Here is a 23238-nt window from a genome sequence, read left to right as displayed (position 1 = left end):
TTTTTATGGAGCTTCGCCTATGAACGCGAACAATAAGGGTGTCATTTTTAACGACCTTTGGGCAACTAAAAGCGCCGGTTTTCTTCTTCCCCTCTTTTCCCTGAGGACGGAAAATAGTCTCGGCATCGGTGACATTGCCGATCTCTATCCACTCATTGACTGGGCTGCTGAAAATAATCAGCGAATAATCCAGATCCTTCCCATCAATGACACAAGCCCCGGCGACGCAAGCCCCTATGCGGCAATCAGCACCTTTGCGGCAAATCCTCTCTACATCTCCATCGACAGCATTGAGAACCTCGATCAATACGAAAGAGCAAATAAACTCATTAAACAGCTGACTGATGACGGCATCATTTTACGGCTTAAGAATAACGAACGTGTCGACTATGATGAAGTAAGAACGGTCAAACTGTCCATTCTTTCTGAAGTATTTGAAGATTTTATCAAAAACGACTGGACCCACTGTACGGAAAAGTCAGATGAATTTCTTGTTTACATGGAAAGTGAAAAGAGCTGGATTACAGACTATGCTCTCTTTTGCCTCCTCAAAGAAAAGCTGGGACAAGTTGACTGGCGGCAGTGGCCTGAAGAATACAGAGACAGGGACAGAAATGCCCTCGATGAAATCGACAGGGAGCGTCACGAACAAGGCCTTTTTTACCAGTGGCTTCAATGGATTTTTTCAATCCAATGGAATGAAATGCGAAGTTATGCCCACAAAAAAGGTGTCTACCTCATGGGAGACGTGGCCTTTTACCCGGGCATAGACAGCGCCGAAGTATGGGCCAGGCGCGATCTCTTCCAAATGGATGTTCATGGCAACCTGGAAGGAACGGCCGGCGCACCGCCGGACATGTTTAACTGGGACGGTCAATCATGGGGCAACCCCCTTTATAATTGGGAAAAAATGGCCATCGATGACTATGGCTGGTGGAGAAAAAGGGTGGAACGTGAATGCGCCTACTTCGATCTCTACCGTCTCGATCATTTCAGGGGCTTTGAATCCTACTGGTTTGTCCCCAATAACAGGAGCGCCAAGGAGGGCTACTGGGTTAAAGGACCGGGAGAAAAACTCCTTCAGCGGCTTTTAAAAACGTCACTTTACGAAAAACTGGCCATTCCTCTTGCCGAGGACCTTGGTTCCATAACGCCTGAAGTCCATCACCTGAGAAAAAAACTGGGCATTGCCGGATATAAAACGTTCATCTTCGGCTGGGGTGAAGGTGAATCATCGGGTCTGGCGTCGGGCTATCGTTTCCCCGAAGAGTATGACCAGGATTTTCTCGCCACAACGGGAACTCACGACACGCCTACCCTGGCGCACTGGTGGGAAAATATGCGCCACGAAGAAAAAGAGGCCCTCATCGATTACCTCTGCCTCAGTAAGGAACCCGCCTTTGGTGAGGTAAAAGAGCATGTTCTGCAAAGACTCTATCATTCGAGGGCACAGTTTGTCATTCTCCCCTTTCAGGATATTGTCGGCTTTAGTGAAGAACACCGCATCAACTTTCCCGGTACATTCGGCGACCATAACTGGAGTTGGCGCATGCCCTTTACTATGGAATTTTTAAACAGCCTTTCAGTTGATAATGAAATTGGAAAATCAGCAAACTTTGTAAAAGAACTTTCCGCCATAAGTGGACGCTGCCCTATTGCTTCTGAAGAACTTGACCACAGAATAGCTATACTCCCCGGGGCAGGGACAATACAGCAAAGAAATGCAGGTGAAAACTTCAATATCTGGATCATGTCGGGGGAAAAATACGACAAAATCGCTATCCAGTCAGAGTTGACGGGAAAAAAGGAAATAAAGGTAAAATCCTGTGCCGACCTTCCCGATAAGGGCCACCTCTACCACGCAGAAATCCCTGTTCCCCAAAAAGGAATCTACTCCATTACAGTCAAGGCGGGAGGGAGAAAATTTCATAGACCTTACGTACTGAAGGTTAACAGCTAAAGCTGCCCGTTAAACCTGAAAATGCCCGCTTAAGCCAGGGGCAAAGCCGGGATTTTTTGAAAGCGCCCTGGCAGCAGGAGCTTACCTCCATAATCATGGCCAACTGCCCTTTCCCGGTTTAAAAGAATGCCAGGAAAGTAATGCCTGCTTTTTCTCCATCAAAGTGAGGCATGAGAAGATAAGCGCTCCTCTTCTCGTCCTTCTTTAGGGCCATCACCTTTTTTGCCGTAAAATAACCGATTGATGAACCGACAAACACATCGGAAGCCCAGTGTTTATCGTCGTAAACCCGCTGCATGCCAACCAGGCTCGCCATGCCGTAGGCTAGAGGCGGAATGATGGAAACATGCCTGTACTGCTTTGCAATGACTGTGGCAATGGAAAAAGCCGTCTGTGAATGACCCGAGGGAAAAGAAAGGGTGGATCCGCTAAAGTCCGAACCGGGACCATCCCAATGGTCGCGTCCGTCTTCCATATAGGGCCGGTGCCGTCGCATTCCCCCTTTAAGGACCTGCGTAAAGACACCTGAAATAAGAAAACTCTCCAGAGCAAGGGAAGCCGTTTCTCTTGCGCTTCCGTCATCCCATCCCTTTCCGTAGAGCCAGAGGAGGCCGAGGGGTGGCAGGAGATACCTCCCATCACCGAAATCCTTTGCAAATTCGAGAATTCCATGGGCCCTGTCATTTTTGTTATCCTGCGTCCAGCGCCTTATCTTTTCATCCTGACTATAAAGGCCTGCCGTTGCCGTTAAAAAAAGGGCTCCCTCAAACCAATCTTTTTCCTTCCATCTTGCAGGCGCTGTCAGAATTTCAGCCGAATGGGAAATATAGGCGCTCAAAACAGGACTATGACGATTATTTTCTTCATCCTTTACAATCTCATTTTCTGCGCCGGCGGAGATTTCACCTGCACCTGAAACGGAAAAAGTGACAAAAAGAATAGTCATGAACAGGAATAGTGATATAGGGAATTTTTTATCTGTCATCGATTCCAGTAATAGGAAGCATCTCTTAACTTTATCTGCAAGCGCTATCAAAGTTAACACACTTTCATCTTTCGGGCAAAGCGCTGTCGTTGCGCCCGAACAGAAATAAGGCATAGAACATTTAAAATCAAGCTGATATAATGGCTGACCCATATGGCATTAACTCAATTACATAGAAATGGCTATAAACTTTTCACAGATAAAGACCACGGGAAAATAGTCGACTGGTTTCTTGAAAATCAGGAAGATGAAAATAAACTCCCCTCCCCTTTCCATACCTCACGCTACTCCATCGTCTGGAAGATCGAGAATTTTGAGGGGAATGCTTATTTTATTAAACGCTTCCGTCCCGAGAGCTTCCCCGTCAGACTGAAGGACTCACTAAGAGGATCACGTGCCCTGAGGTCATTAAAGGCGGGAGAAATGCTCGAAAAAAGAGATTTCAGCGTCCCTCGGATAATTGCAATGGGTGAAAGGCGCTCACTCGGCCTGCTGTCCGATTCATTTATGATTACTCTTCCCATTGAGGGCATATCCCTTCTCGAGTTGCTCCTGCCCGTGAGAGACTTCAAAATAAAACGAAGTGTCATAAGGCGCGTCGGCCATGAAATAGGGAGACTTCACAGGGAAGGAATCATTCATGGGGACCTTATCCCCGGAAACATTTTTGCCATGGGAAAAAATGATAATATTAAACTCTGCCTGCTCGACAATGAAAGAACGAGGAAAGTGAACAAGCTCCCTCACAATGAACGCATAAAAAACCTTGTTCAGTTTAACAGGGTCATCGTTCCCAGGGTTACAGCGTCAGACAGGGTAAGGTTCTTCGATGCCTACCTGGAAGAAAACCGCGATCTTGAATCAGTCAGAAAAAAACTGTTAAGAAAGATAGGCGAAATAACATCGGAGCGGGTAATGCGCCACCGGGGCATTAGCGCAGAAAAAAGAAAGTTTACCACTTTCAGGGCTGTTATGGCATGGAAGGAGTAAAATTTATGAGATATGCCGACACTGATTTTCACTGATTCGGTATAATTTATCCAAAGCCATGTTAAAGATAAAACAAGAGATCCATCGGTGAAAATCATGACTTATCTGTCTTCACCTGTGTTGGAGTAAAATTTTAGAAACCTGTTCAAGATAATGAATCCCATGAACATCGCATTTATCGCAAGACGCTATGACAGGGTGGGTGGCACGGAAATCGATCTCTACCACCTGACTGAACTCCTGGCGAGCTTCGGACACGACATAACCGTCTACTGTCAGCAGGTTAGAACAAGTCCTGCGCCCGGCATTACCATAAAAAAGGTACCCGCTCCCCCTTTGGGCCGCCTTATGCAGATGCTTGGCCTGGCATGGATAGGCCCTAAAATGGCATACCATGGAGGCCACGACATGGTCATCGGTTTTACACGGGTACTGAAACAGGACCTTGTTCGCTGCGGCGGCGGCACGCATAAACTTTTTGTGGAAAAAATGAAAAGCGCTGAAGGCGGATTTAAAAGATTGTTGCGAAGTATAAGCCCTTACCATAATGCCCTCATTGCTGTCGAAAAAAAGCAGTTTCAAAGAGGCTGCAAAAAAGTGCTGGCTATTTCGGAAGTAGTAAAGCATGAAATCATGAGTGTCTACAGTGTTCCTGAAGACAGAATTGAAGTCATTTATGACGGTATCGATACAAAGCTTTTCTCCCCCGAAAAGAGAGAAAAGTATCGCTATGAAATAAGAGAGAAGTTTTCCATCCCTCAGGATGCTTTTGTCATCCTTTTTCTCGGCAGCGGCTATAAGCGAAAAAACCTCACCACACTCCTTGAAGCCCTGCCTCAGGTAAATCATAAAAATACTTACTGCCTCGTCGTCGGTGGAGACAAGCGCCCCCAATCCTATGCAGCGAAAGCCCGTTCTCTCGGCATAGAAGATAAAACCGTCTTTGCCGGTGTTCAGAAAGAGGCTGAAAAGTTCTATGGGGCAGCCGATATCTTCGTCATCCCATCGCTGCAGGAAGCCTTCGGCAATGTCGTTCTCGAGGCCATGGCAAGCGGCCTTCCTGCCGTTACGACCTCTTTATCAGGCGCATCCGAGGTTATGGAGGGAGAGATGAAAAGCCTTGTCCTCAATGATCCGCACAATGTGCAGGGCCTTGCAAAAATCATCAGTAAACTGACCGACAAAACATTGCGGGAAAGACTTTCAGGAGAGGCAAGAGAGATTTCAAAGGCCTACACGCTGGAAGCAAATGCCAGAGCCATAGAAAAGCTCTGCAACAAGATCATCAAAGAGAAACGCCATGGCTGAATTCATTAAAGCAGGCTCAAAGCGCGGATGGGCGGCAGAGGGTTTCAGATCTCTTTTCAATGAGGATATAGACCGTTTATGCGATGTCGGGGAGTGCGAAATAATCAAGAACCAGAAAAGGGTAAAGGTCTGCCGTATCATATGGAACGGTGAGCCGCTCTTCATCAAGCGATACAATCCCTACTCACTCTGGAATACCCTGGAAGCGCTGGCATTCGGCTCAAAAGCAATGCGCTCATGGAAGGGGGCACACCTGCTGAGCAGCAGGGGAATCAATACGGCTGAGCCTGTCGCCGCCATCGACTGCCGCAGTTTAGGCCTGCCGGGCAAATGTTTTTACGTCACCAGGGAAATCAGTGAAAGTGAAATATCCGTTGAATACTATGAGAAGCGATTTATTAAGGGAAAGGGTGCCGTCGAGGAAAAGCGGCATTTTATCAGGTCCCTTGCCCGTCTTTTCAGGGACCTTCACAAAGAGGGTATCTATCACAACGATCTCAAGGACTACAACATCCTCGTTAGAAATGAAGAGGGTAAACCGCGCTTTTTTCTCCTCGATCTGGAAGGTGTTCAGAGTTTCAGTCAACTCCCCCAAAGGTGTCTCATTGAAAACCTGATGCAGGTAAACAGGACTATAGGCAGAATCATGACCAACACCGACCGTATCACCTTCATCAGGGAATATTGTAATAACGGGGGATGGAAGGCACTGGCCCGGCTTGTGCTGGCGGCTTCTGCCGTTAAAGACAGGAAAGTCGGGGCAAAACGGCTTTAGGAGAACTTAAAGCGTAAGTATTTTATCATACAGGAGGGGTAGAAAGGACGATAGGCGAGGGCCTTTTTGAAAGCATCGAGGGCATCCTTTTTTCTCCCCTTCCTGCCATAGATACTCCCCAACCTGCAGTAACGATAAGATATGCGACGTTTAATATTTTCCTCGCCAATCAGATCTTTCGCTTCAGCATAATCCCTCAAAAGCTTCTCAATGGCCCTGATGTTATACAGGGTTCTTCTCTCACTGTCACCGCCAACATGACCATCGTGTTTTCTGAGTTTAAAGAGTGGTTCATTCATAAAAGCCACATTAAAGTGCATAAGTACCCGAAAAGCGAAATCGAGATCGACACAAACCTTGAAATCAGGATCAAAACCACCCACTTTATGAAAGACCTTACGCCGCACCACCATGGTTGGTGTCCTTAAGCTGCTCTTCATGAATATGGAAGCGAGACTGACACCATCCCTTTCAAGCGGCACGGCACGCTTGAAAGGAATAACGGGCTTTCCTTCCAGTTTATGACTGCCGAAGAAAAGGCCGTTCCCGCAGACCATATCAACTTGAGGGTGCTCATCGAGATAGTTGATCTGCTTTTCCAGTTTATCAGGAAGCCAGAGATCATCAGAATCGTTAAAAGCAAGGATTTCACCCTTTGCCAGTTCAACTCCGCTGTTCCTGGCCCCTGCATTCCCCTGGTTTTCCTGTTTAATATAGCGGATACGATCGAGGTAAGGTTTAATCACCGCTTCCGTGTCATCGGTGGAACCGTCATCAATAAGAATCACCTCATAGTCCCCGCAGGTCTGGTTAAGCACACTCTCCAGGCACTCTGCAATAAAATGGGCGCGGTTGTAGGTCGGAATAATTACGGAAACCCTGCTTTTCTGATTAGCCATGCTGCTCAATGGGATTAAACACTTTTTTCAGCCCACGACGGGAGCTTTGATTTGAGGACAGGTTCAGTTAATGACGGATCGACTTTCTGATTTATGGCAATCCAGTATTCAGCATTCAACGTTTCAAAGGAAGTGAGCCTGCTAAAGAGCAATTCCCCTCCACCGGCATTTTTCATATTCCTCTCCATGAAGCTGGTCTTGCTGTAAGTAAAGGGAATAATAAGTGGAGCCAAAAGGAGCCAGAAAAGAAATGATTTGAATTTATAATTAACGCCATACACATTGACCGACTCCAGGTAGTGAGAATGGAGATGGTAAAGAAATACGGGGAGATGAGGAGGGTTATTATGAAAAACAAAAGCTTTATCGGCCGGCACATCAAAGCCGATAAAGGCCCGCTTCAACTTGAAAAAACCGGTAAAAAGAAAATGGAGCCTGGAAGCGATTTTCATGGTGTTGGGCGTAAGAATTACCGAATAACCACCCTTTTTCAGAACTCTTGATATTTCCTGAATGGTAGCAATATGGTTCGGAAAATGCTCAATCACATCACAAAGAATGACACAGTCAAAGACATCATCCTCATAGGGAAGGCCTGCATTAATATCAATACCAAAATCGATATCAACTGATTTGCAGGCATCAGGGTATTTGGAGTAGTTCGTTCCTTTAACCATATAACCGGCTTCATCAAGCTCCTCAAGAATCTTGCCATGACCGCAGCTAACCTCAAGAACCCTGCTTCCCGGCTTGACATGCTTTTTTACAAGTTCCGCTATTTTTTGTTTTTTATTAATTTTCTTCATCAGATTTCTACCGCCACAAGTAATAAATTAAAGGCTAGACTTTAATACAATTGAGAGCAAATCACCAGTTTTTTTTAACGATTAAAAAACCATTTAAAATATTGCCTATTGCTTTTCAATGCTAAATCAATGACTAAGACAGAGGCCGGCAAGTCTACTTTATCATTTAATTTCTTATATAAATCTGCTATCTTTATGCGCTGTTTTGTCAATAAATTTTTATTAGACATTATGACAAATGCCGGAACGTAAACCTGCATTTATCAAAACCGGCAAAAAGAAAAAACATGCTTTTTAATTCCTTCGAATTCATTTTATTTTTTCTGCCTGTCACTCTGGCCTTTTTCTACTTCTTGGGCCGCAAAGGTTCTCAGGAGTTCTCAATTATATGGCTTGTGCTGGCATCTCTCTTCTTTTATGGCTGGTGGAACCCTGCCTATCTGCTGCTTATCATTGCTTCCATCCTTTTCAATTATTCTGTAGGCAGGACTCTATCAAACAGTGATAACCTCTCTTTTTTAAAACATGCAGTACAAAAGAAATCATTCCTTATTTTCGGCATTTCGGCAAACCTGTCGCTCCTTGCTTATTATAAATATGCCAATTTCTTTATAGACAACGTCAACTATGTTACGGGAACGGACTTTCAGCTGGACAAAATCATCCTTCCCCTTGCTATCTCCTTCTTTACGTTCCAGCAGATCACCTTCCTCATCGATGCCTATCGGGGAATTACCAAAGAGTACAGTTTTTCTCATTACTGCCTCTTTGTTACTTTTTTTCCCCAACTCATTGCAGGTCCCATCGTTCATCACCAGGAAATGCTGCCTCAATTCGCCAAGAAAGAGATTTATAAATTCGATTATGAAAATATATCGGTGGGAATGACTATCTTCTTCATCGGTCTCTTTAAAAAAGTCGTCATTGCTGACGGAATCGCCATGCATGCCTCATCAGTCTTCGCCATGGCCGAAAACAACAGCATCCTCACCATGACTGAAGCATGGGGAGGCGCCATGGCCTATACCTTCCAGCTTTACTTTGACTTTTCAGGATACTCCGACATGGCCATCGGCCTGGCAAGAATGTTCGGCATCAGACTGCCACTCAACTTTCACTCACCCTACAAGGCCCATAATATTATTGAATTCTGGCACCGCTGGCATATTACATTGTCGCGCTTTCTCCGGGACTACCTCTACATCCCCCTTGGAGGCAACAGGAAAGGCAAGTTCAGACGATATATAAACCTGTTCATTACCATGCTAATAGGAGGCCTCTGGCATGGCGCAAGCTGGACTTTTGTGGTCTGGGGCGCTTTACACGGCTTCTATCTCATTATCAATCACGGTTTCCACGCCATACGCAGAATGTTAGGCCATGACCTGAGCTCTTTCACCGGGTGGGGTAATTTTACTTCTCAAATGATTACCTTTGCCGCCGTCATTGTGGGATGGGTTTTTTTCAGGGCAGAAACATTCGACGGGGCATATAACATGCTTTATGCCATGTCCGGACTTAACGGTATTGCATTGCCGACCTCTTATATTGAGTTGCTTAACAACTTAAACGGAGCCGGTAATATATTATCTCAATGGGGAATTATTGTACAAAAACCGGCGCGCTTTGATTTTTTTGGCGGCATTGAGCTTCACATCCTTATAGCACTGACGCTCATCGTTCTCTATTTACCCAACACTCAGCAATTTATGTACAACTTCAGGCCGGCCTACGAAATATACAAGGGTGAGATTGAGCCCTACAGGCATAAATTATTCAACTTCAGATTCAGTTTCAGCGCCTCCCTTTTGATCACCATGATGGTTCTTATTACCATGCTGACGATACAAACTATCCAAAAGTCGGAATTTTTATATTATGACTTCTAAAAGATTCTTTTATAGCACCATACTCCTTATTTCTGCCCTTTCTTTTTCCATTATAGGGTCCAATCTCTATCTTAACGAGTTTGGACTATTCGCATCGAGAAAAAACATCAGGATATGGGGACAGGAAAAAACGTCAAAGTACCTTCTCTCTTTCAGGTACATTCCGGAAAATTTTGAAGGCGTAATTATGGGCCCTTCATTCTCTGACAACCTGGATACCCGAAAAATCAAGGGCTTTAAAATATACAATATGTCCATGGATGGAGCCAACATTAGCGAACTCAAGTATGCCATTGAGAATGTCATCAATTATGGCGGCGTGAAATATGTAATCATCTGCCTTTCTCCCTACATAACAAACGATTCAGGAACAAAAGGGAGGCAAATCGATCCCAGGGAATACTGGGGCAGCCTCTTTTCCTTCCTGCCTCACAGAATCTACAAAGAGAAGAAAAAAACATTAAAAGAACCTGAAAAAGACCGCTTTCATGCCAGTGAATGGGGGTATAACGACTTTAATATATTGAAAAAAGGCATCGACTTTGCCGACATAGTCAAGACCCGCAGAGCCGATCCGAAAAGAGAAATTCATATCGACAAAAATGCTTATTCGGATTTTCAGGAGCTCATTAATTTTTTGCACAGGAAAAAAGTTAAGCTATTTGCCTTTTACTTCCCCATGTACCATGAATTCTATGAAGAATACAGGAAAAGCGGGGCATGGGCCTATTACAAAAAGAAAATGGATAAACTATTTTCAGACAAAGACCTTGTCTGGGATATGAACGAAAAAGATTACCATTATATTACCAAAGCGTTGAGTTCTTACTCTGACGGGCATCTCAGCAATTTGGGAGCGGATAAGGTTGTCGCGGTTTTAGAAGGGAAGCTTAATGAAATAAAAAATGGGGCTTATTAGTTTACTCTTCTTGTATTATTTTTTTAATCCCCTCCCTTAGAGCAATTTCAGGCTTCCAGCCCGGCAAAACCTCTCCCCTGTTCCATGGAACCATAACCTCTCTTTGTCGATATTCCCTCTGCCCCCATTCAATCGTTAATTCCTCACCGAAAACTTCACCATAGAGAAGAATGAGTTCCTTTAGTTTCAGAGGATTTCCTGATGACAGGGCAAAGCTTTCCATAGAACCGCTGCCAGCGTCCATCACCCTATGGGCAGCAATGATAAAGGCATTAATAACATCATCAATATAGAGAATGTCTATCAGTTGCTCACCCGGTGACATTGCCATTGTTTCTTTTTCCCTGGCCACCCTGTTTAGTAAGGAGAAGAGTTTGGGACGCATGTCCCCGGGACCATAAGTATCATAAAGTTTCAAGGTAATGACCTTAAGACCCGTTGTTTCCGTATAGTACCTGAGAATGTCTTCATAAGCCTCTTTTGTTGCTGCATAGAGGCAAACGGGATTGTAGTCCTCATTATTATAGTGCTGCCAGGCGGTTCCTGTATTGATCAGGGAATTTACACCGAACTTTGTCATGGCCTCCGCAAGCTGCGTGGCAAAAAGAATATTACTCTCTATCATGGGCGCAACATCTTTGGATTCATGCTGTGCAAGAAAAAGGGAGGCAAGATGAAAGACAATATGAGGCTCTGCCTTTTCAACAACTGAAAACATCCCCTCCGTCGATCCGTCATGGCAGTGCAAGGTAATTTTCTCTGAAATACTGTTTAAGGGACTCAGATCTGAACCTGGTCTCACGATAAGATGAACATCCTTTCCATCACTGACCAGTCTTTTCGCAAGGTGAGATCCGACAAATCCCGTGGCACCGGTAATCAACACCTTTTCATATGCGCTGTTATTCATTTACTCAGTCCTTAATTGTATTGGAAGGGACTTTTAAAGTCAGCCAGAGAGGGAAAGCTCCCATCACGCTTTGATATTTGAGGATTATCATTTCCCCAGGGGATACCTGCCGAACGCCAGTGAATACCGCTGTCATGCTCCGGGGAATAGACCGTCGTTACCTTGTACATGAGGAGCGCCGATTCACTTGTCACATAAAACCCATGGGCCATGCCTGAAGGGATATAAATAATATTACACTTTTCCGAATTAAGATCAAAAAGCGCATACTTGCCATAAGCCGGTGACCCGACTCTCAGGTCAACAACGGCATCGATAACCTCGCCGGAAACACAATAGACCATTTTGGCATGATCCATGGGCGGTGTCTGAAAATGCAATCCCCGCAACACGCCCTTATGAGAAAAAGAATAATACTCTTCACCAAAGTGCGTTACAAGCCCCTTCTCCCTAAATTGTTCTTCATGAAAGGTCTTTACAAAAAGACCTCTTTCATCCTTGAAAATATGAGGGACCAGTTCGTAACAGCCCGGTAATTCTGTCTCATTGATTTTCATAAATCAACTCGCTCTCAAGGCAACCGGTTTCCAAAATAATTATTAAAGACGGAAATAATGTAAGATATCATCTCTTCCGTCAGTCCCGGATAAACACCTATCCAGAAAGTATCATTTACAATCCTCTCTGTTGATTCAAGATCACCTGTCACCCTGAAACCTTCATCTGTATTTCTCATTTCATCGAAACAGGGGTGCTTCAGAATATTCCCTGCAAATAACATTCGCGTCTGAATCCCTTTGGCTTCCAGGTGAGACAGGATGTCGTCTCTTGAATATGGGGAATCATCTTTCACGGTAATGAGAAAACCGAACCAGCTAGGATCAGAATTTTCCGTAGCTTCAGGCAAAATCAAGTGCTCTGAAAGTGACTCAAGGCCATTCCTGAGCTTCTGCCAGTTCTCTTTCCTGGCGCTCACAAAGTCCGGCAGTTTTTCAAGCTGTGCGCAACCTATGGCAGCCTGCATATCGGTAACTTTCAGATTATAACCGAAGTGAGAGTAAACATACTTATGATCATAGCCGAAGGGAAGCTCTCCAAACTGCTGGCCGAACCGGTTATTGCATGTGTTGTCCTTCCCCGAAGGGCACCAGCAATCTCGTCCCCAGTCCCTGAAGGACTCTATGATGCGTTTGAGCAGCATATCATTTGTATAGACAGCGCCCCCTTCACCCATGGTCATATGATGAGGCGGATAAAAACTCGAAGTGCCTATATGGCCGATTGTTCCCGTATATTTCCACTCCCCCTTATACTTGTACCTTGATCCGAGAGCATCACAATTGTCTTCTATGAGCCAAAGTCCATGTTCATCACAGAAATCCTTTACATGTTGCAGGTCAAAAGGATTACCAAGTGTATGGGCAATCATAAGGGCCTTTGTTTTGTCTGAAAGGGCCTTCTCCAGTTGAGAACAGTCTGCATTATATGAAGGGATGGTAACGTCAATAAAGACGGGAATAGCGCCGAACTGAATAATAGGGGCCACCGTCGTAGGGAATCCTGCCGCCACGGTAATGACCTCATCCCCTTTTTTAATCCTTTTTTTACCCAGTTTGGAAGAGGTGAGGGCCATAAAGGCAAGAAGGTTGGCAGAAGAGCCTGAATTGGTAAGAGAGCAGTGCCTCACTCCCAGAAATTGGGCCAATTCTTTTTCAAACTGTTCAGCATACCTTCCTGTCGTAAGCCAGAAATCAAGCGATGAATCGATAAGATTTGTTATCTCTCTTTCATCAAATATACGCCCGGCATAGGCAATTCTATCACCGGCTTCAAATACTTTTTTATCTTTATGAATGGCTTCATAATATTTTACGGCAGCCGCTATGGCCTCTTTTCTCAGATTTTTTTCTACACTTGCCGGATTATCCACTTCATACCTCTACTTTTTCTTTTTCATAGGCCTCAATCTGCTGTAAACAGATCTGTCTCATATCATCATTCTTTTCATAGGCCCTGGTCCACTCTATCACCATTTCTATCGCCTTTTTAACATTCCATCTCGGTTGCCACCCCAACTTGAGCTTTGCCTTTGAACAATCAAGTTTGAGGAACTTTGCTTCATGAGGGTGAACACCTTTATCGATACTGAAGGAAGCCTTTCCACCCCAGGCGTGGCAGACCTCTTTTACCATCCAGCCAACGGTCTTTGCATCCTCATCATTGGGCCCGAAGTTCCATCCTTCGGCATAAAGGGTTCCTTCCTTATAGAGTTTTTCCGCCAGAAGAAGATAGCCGCCAAGAGGTTCAAGCACATGCTGCCAGGGCCTGGTTGCATAAGGGTTCCTGATGAAGATCTCTTCTCCCTTTAAAACAGCTCTGACAAAGTCGGGAATAAGCCTGTCATGGGCCCAGTCACCACCACCGATTACATTTCCTGCGCGGGCCGAAGCAAGCGCAACCTTGTGCTCTTCATACTTGTCCGCACTAAAGAAAGAGTTCCTGTAAGCGGATGTAACCAGTTCGGAACAGGCCTTGCTGTTTGAATAGGGATCATAGCCGCCAAGGCGGTCAAGCTCTCTGTATCCCCACTCCCACTCTTTATTTTCATAACATTTATCAGTCGTCACATTGACAACGGCTCTCACTGAACCTGACCTGCGAACAGCTTCCAGGAGATTTACCGTTCCCATTACATTAACAGAATAGGTTTCAGCAGGATTTTTATAGGACTCTCTCACAAGAGGTTGGGCAGCCATGTGGATAACTATTTCAGGAGAAGCTTCTTTGATAGTTCGGAACAGTTCACCGGTTTCCCTTATATCGGCAAGGTGGGAATGAACCAGACCGGAAATATTACAGACCTCGAAAAGGTTTGGTTCCGTATTCGGTTCAAGAGCATAGCCCGTCACCTCTGCTCCCATAGAATGAAGCCACATTGAAAGCCATGAGCCTTTAAATCCCGTATGGCCTGTTAAAAAGACCTTCTTATTTTTCCAGAAATGCCTGTCAATCATTGTAAATATCTCAAGTTACAGGGTTTTCCATTTTTTCCACGGCGCATCACCGGAGGCCCACATTTCTTCCAGATGATGTTTGTCCCGAAGGGTATCCATAGGCTGCCAGAAGCCGGAATGTTTGAAAGCAACCATTTGACCCTCTCCAGCCAGCTTTTCCATGGGTGATCTCTCCCAGATTGTCGAATCACCTTCGATATAATCGATAGCCTCAGGGTCGAGAACGAAGAAGCCGCCATTAATCCAGGCATTATCACCTTTAGGCTTTTCCTGAAAAGCAGTCACACGGTCTGCCTTGTCAAGATCCATGGAACCGAACCTTCCGCTCGGCTGGACAGCAGTCACAGTGGCGAACTTGCCGTGCTTTTTATGGAAATCAGCGAGTTTGGCAATATCAACATCTCCCACACCATCACCATAGGTCATCATAAAAGGCTCACTGCCTATGTAATCCTTCACTCGCTTAATTCTTCCGCCGGTCATCGTTCCATCGCCCGTATCAATAAGGGTAACTTCCCAGGGTTCGGCAAAATTCTGATGCACCTTCATAGCGCCCTTTTTCATATCAATAGTGACATCGCTCATATGCAAAGAGTAGTTGGCAAACCATTCCTTGATAAGGTAACCTTTATAACCAAGGCAGATTATGAAATCATTAAAACCATAAGATGAATATATCTTCATAATATGCCACAAGATCGGTTTGCCTCCGATTTCCACCATGGGTTTCGGTTTTAAATCCGTCTCTTCACTGAGGCGTGTGCCAAAACCACCGGCAAGAATAACAACTTTCATGTCCGCTCCTGCTCCTTCTTGTGTTTTATATTTTAAAAAATGCCTGGTACTCCTTCAATGCAATAAATTGAAGGAGTGCTAGCATAACTTACTTGATAAAAAAATTCTAATTATATTGACTTTTTTCTTTTATTTTCCTGAAAATATTATCCATATCCTGAGATAAACGGCTCATAGTGAACATATGATCAACCCTTTTTCTCCCTTTGCGTCCCATAGCTTTCCCCAATTCAGGATCCTTAATGAGGTCAATAATTGCATGAGCAAAGTCATTTTCATTCCCCGGTTCACAAAGGAGGCCTGTCTCTTCATGTGATACAATTTCAGGAATGCCGCCGGTACGGCTCGCAACAACAGGTTTTTCCCATATCATCGCTTCGATGGGAGCAAGAGGACAGGCGTCTCTGAAGCTGGGCTGAACAAAAAGGTCTATATTTTTGCATATTCTCGACACATCCAATCGGGGTCCCCAGAAACATACATTGTTGCTTATGCCCAGTTCTTTAACGAGAGCAAGCGTCTCTTGCTCATACTTTTCTTCGGGAAAGCCCCCGACAAACCAGAATTTTACTTTATTATTAATTTGCAGGATTTTTTGAGCCGCTTTAAGAATCACCTGGGGATTCTTGTTTCTATCCATTGCCGCAATCATGGCAATAACAAAATCACCTGCCTCCTTACGCATGTCCCCTGAATCACTGACATGATCTCCCTTTTTTATAAATCCCTCCACATCGAAGGCATTATAAACAACATCAAGGTTTCTTTCTTCTGCATAAATACCTTTTTTTGACAAATAATTACGGACACCGGACATGATAAAATCGGATACTGCAATGATATTGTAGCAGTGATGCAGGCCAAACTTATTATATCTGTAATCGGCATCAGGATAGGCATTATGGAGCCACGCCACAACAGGAATGCCATTTTTTTCAGATACTTTCATTGCTATGGGCAGGGTAGACAGGGTATAGGTCAGGATAAGATCTATACTTTCTTTATGGCACTTTTCCTTGATTCTCTTTGCCGTTATGAAGGATGTAACAGGATTGCTCCGCTTTTTCAGTCCCGCCATGATTTCGATACGATTCAAATCAAAACCATACTTTGAAAAAGCGTAGCTCTCCTTTGGGCCGACGACATGAAAAAAGTGATAATCCCTTGATTCAAGCCTCACTTCCAGAGCATTTAACATTTTTAGTAAGCCCGGTTTATCACCGTGATTAAATAAAACCAATATTCGCATTAAAACCCTGCTTTAAAAGTCGAACTCCTGCGGGAAACTTTTTTTCGATTAAGTGAACAAATGTCTCATTTTAATAAACAATAGTTGAAAGTAGTATTTTTTTAATACTATCTCGACAATGTCGGGATATTTTTCTCTCAGGGCATTTAAAACTTCATCAAAGGATTGACTCTTACAGGCGCTTTTCAGTGTTCTGTAGATCTTTACATAGATCTTCTCTTCCCAGCCTTTCAATTGTTCAGCAGTAAATGATCCCAGATTCTTTGCCAGTTTGTATGGCTCTATATATGCCTCATTATTGTTGACAAGAAACTTAATATCTCCCTTTACAGAGGTCGATTCATTGCGGCTGTGCCTTCGGTAGACAGAAACATGGTCATTAACAACGCCCACTTTTCCATACAAACAGAGCTTCCAGAAAAGTTCCATATCACAGGAAGAATTGTAACTATTGGTAAAAGCGTCAAGCTTTATAGTCAGGTTTCTGTCAAATATTGTATTGGAAAGCGTAAACCCTTTTGACTTTTCTCTTTTTTGATTTAAAAAGATAGCCTTCCCCTCCATCGTTTCCTTAAAGGGAAGATCAAAGGAGATCCTTTCTCCCGTATCCTCATAAAGTATGTAACTGCCGGCGACAACGATAACCATTTCATTTTCCCTGTCAATGAGCGCGGCCGCTTTGCTTATATAAGATTCATCAAGAAGGTAATCATCATCAGAGAGAATAAGAAAGTAATCGCCCGTTGAATAATCAAAGATTGCCTTTCGCCAGTTTCCAACCATGCCAAGATTAGCGCTGTTTCGATAATATTTGAAGCGGTCATTCTTTTTATAACCTTGAGCAACCGCTTCTGTTTCATCTGTTGAAGCATTATCTGAAACAATGATTTCAAGGTTTTCATAATCCTGGGCAAGGGCGCTTTCGATAGCTTCTTTAAGGTAGGCTGCCCTGTTATATGTTGGTATAACGATACTTATCCGACGCATATAGCTTACTTCTCTGAATCAATACAATTAGTCCCGGCTTCACCAGAAGCTAAAGCGCTGACGGCTATAGTAAAGCCGATTATAAGCGCAAGCATCTGCATTAACCACATTCTGAAAAGACCGTGCGTGAGAAAACCTTCAATAATATAAACCGTCATAGATCCGAGAACTGCTACGGAAAAGGAATAAAGCAGCGGGTCTCCCCTGCTTTTTTTTATGGCTGACAGAATGGCGCTTACCATTGAATATAATAAAAACAATAAAGATGACAAACCGATAATTCCCATTTCTGCCAGCGTATGAATATAGATATTATGGGCATGAGGTGTTCTGCCCGGACTCTTGTATTGAGGTAATTTTTTCTTATAATCAGGGTATAAGTTTTTGAAAGTTCCAGGACCATGCCCATATATGGGAGAATCTTTGATCATCTCCATGCTCGTACCCCATATACCAATTCTTCCGGCGCCCCCCGTTCTGGCCAAAGAATTCAAACGGTCAAGTAAGCTGGAAGGCCCGAAAACAACAAATAAAACAGGGATAATTAATATTGGTATATAAAGGCGCTTTTTTTCGGCATACAAGAAAAAGATCGCAAAAAAAATGAGAAAGCTGATCCATGAGCTTCTTGTCCTCGACAATATGATAGTTAATATAGGAAGTAAAAGCATCAGAACTAACAATATCTCTTGCCTCCTTTTTTTTACTATTTCGATGAAGGCAAAGCTGAAAGGTAAAGTAAGAGACAGCAGGTTCCCTACACTCCAATAACCAAAAGACCCCGTAACCCTGTTTCCCTCTCCCGGAACAGTCCCCATTAGTTTATAGCCCCTGATAAAATCAAAACCGTAAATATACTGAAAGGTGCCGTCAATCCCCTGAAGCACAACCATAAAGAGGAAAGCCCACAACACTCTGCCTATTTCTTTCTTGCCTTTTAAATATGAAGAAACACCAAAAAGAATGATAGATGCGCGAACAACATCATTCAGGATATCCATACTCCGAACCCGGTCCATTGAAAAAAGGAGGGAAACAACGATAGTTATTCCAAAAATTATGAGAGGAATGTTCAATCGATTGCCAGGCAATATTTGACGTTTATTAATTTTGAAAATTAGCAGACAAATTACAATCAATCCCATCGCAACCTCTTTAAAACTTCTTCCAAAGGCAAAACAGGAAATAAACATGAGTACAGAAAATTCAAGCACTTTATCCGTACAATAAAGCAATTTTACTGAAGAATTATTCACAGCTTGCCTTTCAGGTATAAAATAAGCGCCTTAACATTATCATAATTCCCGATAATGCCCGATGGACCATCTACAGTACTTCCGAAATAAATCAATTGTTTCCTTACTAAAAAATTAAGTTTGGAAAAAAGAGAGTATAGCAACCTGCTTTCTGTAGCAGCAGCTCTGAATCTGCTGTCAAAAAGAAAACGATATAAAGAAGAAAAGTAAAATACTGCCTGTCTTTGTTTCCTGAATTTAACAAAGCTATGTTCATAGGGTAAACTTGCTTTAATATTAACCGCAAATACCTTACACCTCACACCTTTATCTGCCAACTTTTTAAGGAGCTTCAAAGGTGGCCTTTCTCCATCAATGGATGCTGTCAAAAAGGCTTCTACCTTTAACTGTTCACCGAGCAATTGTTTTGCAAGCGCCCTTTGCTTTTGCCTGTTTTCTTTAGCTTTTTTATCTTTACCAAAAGTAGCCTTCCCGATATGCACAACATAGGCTTTTCTGGCCATAACGCAACGATAGTCCAGATTATGGGCGCTTGAACAATAGGCGTCATCCTCACCATAACCCATACCGAAACGTTCATCCAGAAATCCGATCTGATCAATGAGTTCTCTTTTTGCAAGCATACAAAAACCAATACACCTTCCCATACCTATGTATTCATGTTTACTGTTCAAGGTATCCTCATAGGAGAGATCAAAATGATTACTCGCCGGATTTACAAGGCCGATGTCTTTTTCTTTCTCTGCAACAGCTATCATCTGAGACAACCAGCCAGGATAAACAACAGTATCATTACTTAAAAGACAGACATGTTTACCCCTTGATTCCTTCATCCCCCTGTTGGTTGCCTTAATATAACCAACATTAACATCATTTCGAAGCAGCATGACTATATCATTATTTTCTTCGCTGAATGTTTGCAGGTAGGCTGCAGTGTTACTGTCGCTCCCGTTATCTACAATAATCAACCTGTATGGATAATCTGTGTTATCAAGAACACTTTTAAGACATTCTTTCGTCATTTCAAGCTGGTTCCATACAGGAAGAACAATATCACAATAGTCTTTCATTCTTCTGTTGCCCTCTGCTAACTTTTAATTTCAAAAATGCTTTGATAATATTCTTCAACTTTCTCTCCCTGCTTACTCAACGAAAAGAGAGAATTTGCCTTCAACCTCGCCTTTTCCCCCATTTTCAACCGCCCTTCTTCATTTCCGGCAAGTTTCAATATGGCATCCCTCAGGTTTTCGGGAGTATCATCAATGATATAACCATCTGCACCGTCATCGACAATCTCGGGAAGCATGCCCCTCTTCGCCGCAATAGCCGGTTTACCCATGGCCATCAGTTCCCTTAATGCACGGCAGGAGCCGTCAGAGCCGGGTACGAGAAAGACTTTCATATCAAAAAGGGCAAGCACGTCCATGTAATCATCCTTCCTGTAGCCCGCCAGTATAACCGTCTTTTCCAGGCCCATTTCTCTTACCGGCCGATAGGCGACTTGCTCGGCATAAGTACCACGACCCACAATAATGGCCTTAAGGTTGGGCATTATTTTCGCCGCCTCCTTCATTGCTTCCAGAAAAACCTCATAACGCCTGTGCCGCTGAAGCCTGGCTACAATACCTGCAACCACATCACCAGGCGCTATGCCGAGTTCTTTCATCAGTTTTTTATTTTTAGCCCTTGGGGAAAAAAGCTTAAGGTCAATGGCATTTTGAATAACTGCCACCCGCTCCGGCGGAAAGGAAAAATTCCTGCTGTCTTCCCGGCCGGCCAACTGTGAGACAGTGATAAGGCCAGCCGTTCGTTTCATCATAAAACGGTTGCCGAAGCTGTTTTTCAGCGGCCCCCCCTTATGGCTGGTTCTGATAAGTTTCACAGCATCATTTCCACCCACTGAAAAAGCCGAAAGGGCATGGTCATGGGTTAAATGGCAATGAACAATATCAAATTTTTCTTTCTTAATATATTGCTTAAGGGCTAACACATCGCTAAAGGTTGCCGGTTTTACCCTGCGCCTCATATGAAGTCCTTCAAAGAGTTTCACGCCCTGCTTGATTGCATTTTCTCTGAGCACGGGATGATTATCACCATGAACATCGGCAATGGCCAGGGTAACATCATGCCCCCTGTCCTGCAACTCCCTGCAAAGATTGACGACAGGCTCGGCAGGGCCCGTCCATTTCCAGTCACTAATGATGTGGAGAATCTTCACTTCAAAATTTCCTTTATGGCATCAATTACGCTTTGGGGAGTCACCTTCTCCATGCACTCGACGGTGGGACAACTTCTTTTCCAGCATTTAATGCAATCAAGGTCGGCCTGAAGCACCTTCTGTCCCTCACCGTAAGGACCGTTTCTCTCAGGATCGGAAGGGCCGAAAATTCCTGCAACGGGGGTACCCATGGCAACAGCCATATGCATTGGACCCGTATCTCCACCAACATAGAGGGATGACCGTTCCAGCAAACAGGCAAGCTGTTTTATCGAGGTAGGTGGAGCAATAAGCAGTTCATTGCCTGCCTTTTCCTGAATTTCTTCTACGATTTTTTCTTCTCCCGGCCCCCATACAATAACATGGGGAACAGAAGCCTCATTCAAAAGATCGCAAAGTATAGCATATCTTTGCGCTCCCCACAACTTACTAGTCCAACTGGCGCCGGGATTGATGGCTATCCATTTTTTACTTTCCAGGCCTTCATCTCTTATAAACCGGTCAACGTAATCAGCATCCTCTTTAGCATAATAAATCTTTACCGGTGTAGAATCAGCGCTTCCTCCAACAGACACGACAAGATCAAGGTACTTGTCAATAGTATGCCTTTTATTCGATTTAAGACGGCTATTGGTAAAGAGCTTGTTAAGCTCTCTCCACTTATCAAAACCAACCCGCTTTTTTGCGCCACTCAACCAGGTAATAAGACCACTCTTGAAAAGTGTCTGAAAATCGATGGCAATATCAAAATGATAACTTTTAAGTTTTTTTCCAAAAGAGGCAAGGAACCTTATTGCCGCAAAAAGTCCATCCTTCCTGAAAGTTCTTTCCAGTTCCTTCCTTTCGAAGAGGATAACTTCATCAATGTAAGGATTATCCCTGATAACTTGAAGGGCCTTTTTCTCTACCACCCAGGCAATGAAAGCTTCGGGGAAACTCTTTCTTAGTGAATGCAATGCCGGAAGTGTATGCGCCACATCACCGACGGCGCCCAGCTTTACTATGAGTATTTTCATTTAATGCGCAAAATCTCCCTGTAAAGGGCCTCTGTTTTATCCACCATATTTTCGGCGCTAAAGGCTTTAACTCTTTCAAGCCCTCCACGGCGCATTGCTTCCCTGAAAGATTTATGGCCCAGAAGTTTTTCCATTCCTTTTGCAAGCGCCTCCGAATCAGCAGGGGGAACGACGATACCGGACCGGCCATTTTCAACAACTTCAGCGCTCCCCCCCACGTCGGTCGTAATAACGGGCACGCCGGCAGCCATGGATTCTTTCAATACACCGGGCGATCCTTCACCACTTATGGAAGAGAGAACTGTAATGGTACATTCCTTTAGCAAAGAGGGAACTTCCTTGCTAAACCCCCTAAAATCCACTTTTCCTTCAATGCCAAGGGACTCAACGTATTTTTCAAGGTTTCCCCTTTCTTCTCCATCACCTGCCACTATAAAGGAAACATGGGGAAAGTCTTTGGAAATCTTTAATCCGGCATCGAAAAAATATTTATGGCCCTTGTGTTCAGCCAGATGAGCAAAGATTCCGACTACCGGTTTTTCAGGCTCCCCTTCATATTTATCAAAACGTTTAAGATCAATGGCGCTGTGCACGACGGCAACTTTCTCTTCATCAATCCCCTTTTTAACAAGCCCTTTCTTTATTTCAGCCGATACGGCAATAATTCTGTCTGCACCGGTGTATTTCAACTTACCTAAAAAACCCTTAAGGGGAAAACTAACTCTTCTCGATACGGCGAGCTTCGGACCTTTTGCAAGCAATGACGCATAATAACCGAGGCTATGGGCATTAGAAGTATGCATATGACATATCTGGTAGCCCTGCCTGTATGCCCTTGAAATTTCAAATACTGCAAAGGGGTCCAGGCCCCCCTTCATAGCGACCTCTTTCACATGGATGCCTTCAGCGCCCGCCCTTTCGGCTAAAGGACTTGCCGGCTGACAGATGACCGTTGAATCATGCCCTCTCTCTCTCAAGCCCCTGAGGAGATAAAGAACCTGCTGTTCACCGCCACGCCATGTCCTTTCCGTATCGATATGGAGTATCTTCAAGTAAGCGCCCCTGTCCTTTCGATAGCGTCCATCACATCATTCACGGTGATATCCCTCATGCAGCGAAAGTGTTCTTTCGGGCATACCATAGGGCCATGGTGATGGCAGGGACGGCAGGAAAGCGCTTTTTCCACGATCTGTACATTCTTTCCATAAGGCGCATATCCAAATGAGGGTGACGTGGGTCCGAATATAGTCACCACAGGCACA

General features: G+C 44.1%; 23 protein-coding genes. 7 read left to right on the top strand and 16 right to left on the bottom strand.

Translation table 11 applies throughout. From position 1 onward, the window contains the following. The first annotated feature begins 19 nt into the window (after positions 1-19). Positions 20-1960, top strand: coding sequence for a 4-alpha-glucanotransferase (malQ, locus tag OEV42_09120; protein MDH3974424.1), 1941 nt, complete (start codon positions 20-22; stop codon positions 1958-1960). 118 nt (positions 1961-2078) lie between these two features. On the opposite strand, the gene OEV42_09115 is transcribed toward malQ, so the two are convergent. Beyond that, positions 2079-2906 carry a phosphatase PAP2 family protein gene (locus OEV42_09115; GenBank protein ID MDH3974423.1) on the bottom strand — a complete coding sequence of 276 codons (828 nt, stop codon included), beginning with the start codon at positions 2904-2906 and terminating at the stop codon, positions 2079-2081. On the opposite strand from OEV42_09115, the gene OEV42_09110 reads away from it, so the two are divergent. From OEV42_09110 to OEV42_09095, 4 genes are all read left to right on the top strand, one after another. Continuing rightward, positions 2905-3054 (top strand): hypothetical protein, encoded by a 150-nt coding sequence (locus tag OEV42_09110; protein ID MDH3974422.1) that lies wholly within the window; start codon positions 2905-2907, stop codon positions 3052-3054. The genes OEV42_09115 and OEV42_09110 overlap by 2 nt on opposite strands. A 44-nt stretch (positions 3055-3098) precedes the next feature. Then, complete coding sequence (locus tag OEV42_09105) at positions 3099-3935, top strand: lipopolysaccharide kinase InaA family protein (GenBank protein ID MDH3974421.1); 837 nt, start codon at positions 3099-3101, stop codon at positions 3933-3935. A 162-nt stretch (positions 3936-4097) separates the two neighbouring features. After that, positions 4098-5243, top strand: coding sequence for a glycosyltransferase family 4 protein (locus OEV42_09100; protein MDH3974420.1), 1146 nt, complete (start codon positions 4098-4100; stop codon positions 5241-5243). Continuing rightward, entirely contained in the window at positions 5236-6018 is a 783-nt protein-coding gene (locus tag OEV42_09095; protein MDH3974419.1) for a hypothetical protein, read from the top strand. Before OEV42_09100 ends, OEV42_09095 begins: the two co-directional genes overlap by 8 nt. Here OEV42_09095 and OEV42_09090 read toward each other — a convergent pair. Together OEV42_09090 and OEV42_09085 are read right to left on the bottom strand one after the other, a co-directional pair. Further along, a complete protein-coding gene (locus OEV42_09090; GenBank protein ID MDH3974418.1) occupies positions 6015-6917 on the bottom strand; it encodes a glycosyltransferase in 903 nt (300 codons plus the stop codon). The two genes, OEV42_09095 and OEV42_09090, sit on opposite strands and share 4 nt — an antisense overlap. Before the next feature lie 14 nt (positions 6918-6931). Beyond that, on the bottom strand, positions 6932-7723 hold the full coding sequence (locus OEV42_09085; protein MDH3974417.1) for a class I SAM-dependent methyltransferase: 792 nt from the start codon (positions 7721-7723) through the stop codon (positions 6932-6934). Positions 7724-8010: 287 nt separating this feature from the next. On the opposite strand from OEV42_09085, the gene OEV42_09080 reads away from it, so the two are divergent. Both OEV42_09080 and OEV42_09075 read left to right on the top strand, forming a co-directional pair. Then, the gene (locus OEV42_09080; GenBank protein MDH3974416.1) at positions 8011-9612 is read left to right on the top strand and encodes an MBOAT family protein; all 1602 of its coding nucleotides are present in this window, start codon (positions 8011-8013) and stop codon (positions 9610-9612) included. After that, positions 9602-10531: a hypothetical protein gene (locus OEV42_09075; protein MDH3974415.1), complete on the top strand. Its 930-nt coding sequence runs from the start codon at positions 9602-9604 to the stop codon at positions 10529-10531. Before OEV42_09080 ends, OEV42_09075 begins: the two co-directional genes overlap by 11 nt. A gap of 1 nt (position 10532) precedes the next feature. Here OEV42_09075 and OEV42_09070 read toward each other — a convergent pair whose 3' ends face one another. The 13 genes from OEV42_09070 to OEV42_09010 all read right to left on the bottom strand — a co-directional run. Further along, positions 10533-11441 (bottom strand): NAD(P)-dependent oxidoreductase, encoded by a 909-nt coding sequence (locus tag OEV42_09070; GenBank protein ID MDH3974414.1) that lies wholly within the window; start codon positions 11439-11441, stop codon positions 10533-10535. A gap of 11 nt (positions 11442-11452) precedes the next feature. Then, on the bottom strand, positions 11453-11998 hold the full coding sequence (rfbC, locus tag OEV42_09065; protein MDH3974413.1) for a dTDP-4-dehydrorhamnose 3,5-epimerase: 546 nt from the start codon (positions 11996-11998) through the stop codon (positions 11453-11455). Between the two features lie 14 nt (positions 11999-12012). Then, a complete protein-coding gene (gene rfbH, locus OEV42_09060; protein MDH3974412.1) occupies positions 12013-13371 on the bottom strand; it encodes a lipopolysaccharide biosynthesis protein RfbH in 1359 nt (452 codons plus the stop codon). 1 nt (position 13372) lies between these two features. Next, positions 13373-14455, bottom strand: coding sequence for a CDP-glucose 4,6-dehydratase (gene rfbG / locus OEV42_09055; GenBank protein MDH3974411.1), 1083 nt, complete (start codon positions 14453-14455; stop codon positions 13373-13375). Between the two features lie 15 nt (positions 14456-14470). Further along, positions 14471-15250 carry a glucose-1-phosphate cytidylyltransferase gene (rfbF, locus tag OEV42_09050; GenBank protein MDH3974410.1) on the bottom strand — a complete coding sequence of 260 codons (780 nt, stop codon included), beginning with the start codon at positions 15248-15250 and terminating at the stop codon, positions 14471-14473. Positions 15251-15356: 106 nt separating this feature from the next. Further along, positions 15357-16499, bottom strand: a complete 1143-nt coding sequence (locus tag OEV42_09045; GenBank protein ID MDH3974409.1) for a glycosyltransferase family 4 protein — start codon at positions 16497-16499, stop codon at positions 15357-15359. Positions 16500-16547: 48 nt separating this feature from the next. Next, positions 16548-17486, bottom strand: a complete 939-nt coding sequence (locus OEV42_09040; GenBank protein ID MDH3974408.1) for a glycosyltransferase — start codon at positions 17484-17486, stop codon at positions 16548-16550. Positions 17487-17491: 5 nt separating this feature from the next. Further along, a complete protein-coding gene (locus OEV42_09035; protein ID MDH3974407.1) occupies positions 17492-18505 on the bottom strand; it encodes an O-antigen ligase family protein in 1014 nt (337 codons plus the stop codon). A 233-nt stretch (positions 18506-18738) separates the two neighbouring features. Next, on the bottom strand, positions 18739-19812 hold the full coding sequence (locus tag OEV42_09030) for a glycosyltransferase family 2 protein (GenBank protein ID MDH3974406.1): 1074 nt from the start codon (positions 19810-19812) through the stop codon (positions 18739-18741). Positions 19813-19829: 17 nt separating this feature from the next. Beyond that, entirely contained in the window at positions 19830-20960 is a 1131-nt protein-coding gene (locus OEV42_09025) for a glycosyltransferase family 4 protein (protein ID MDH3974405.1), read from the bottom strand. After that, entirely contained in the window at positions 20957-21976 is a 1020-nt protein-coding gene (locus tag OEV42_09020; protein ID MDH3974404.1) for a glycosyltransferase family 9 protein, read from the bottom strand. The genes OEV42_09025 and OEV42_09020 overlap by 4 nt, the downstream gene beginning before the upstream one ends. Continuing rightward, positions 21973-23028: a GT4 family glycosyltransferase PelF gene (gene pelF / locus OEV42_09015; protein MDH3974403.1), complete on the bottom strand. Its 1056-nt coding sequence runs from the start codon at positions 23026-23028 to the stop codon at positions 21973-21975. The genes OEV42_09020 and pelF overlap by 4 nt, the downstream gene beginning before the upstream one ends. After that, positions 23025-23238, bottom strand: a 214-nt coding sequence (locus OEV42_09010) for a lipopolysaccharide heptosyltransferase II (protein ID MDH3974402.1), incomplete at its 5' end; no start/stop codon positions are given. The genes OEV42_09010 and pelF, both read right to left, overlap by 4 nt.

The sequence above is a fragment of the Deltaproteobacteria bacterium genome (assembly GCA_029860075.1).
Classification (GTDB): domain Bacteria; phylum Desulfobacterota; class JADFVX01; order JADFVX01; family JADFVX01; genus JAOUBX01.
The sequence above is the reverse complement of the archived record's forward strand: the minus strand, read 5'-3'. Positions and strand labels throughout refer to the sequence as shown.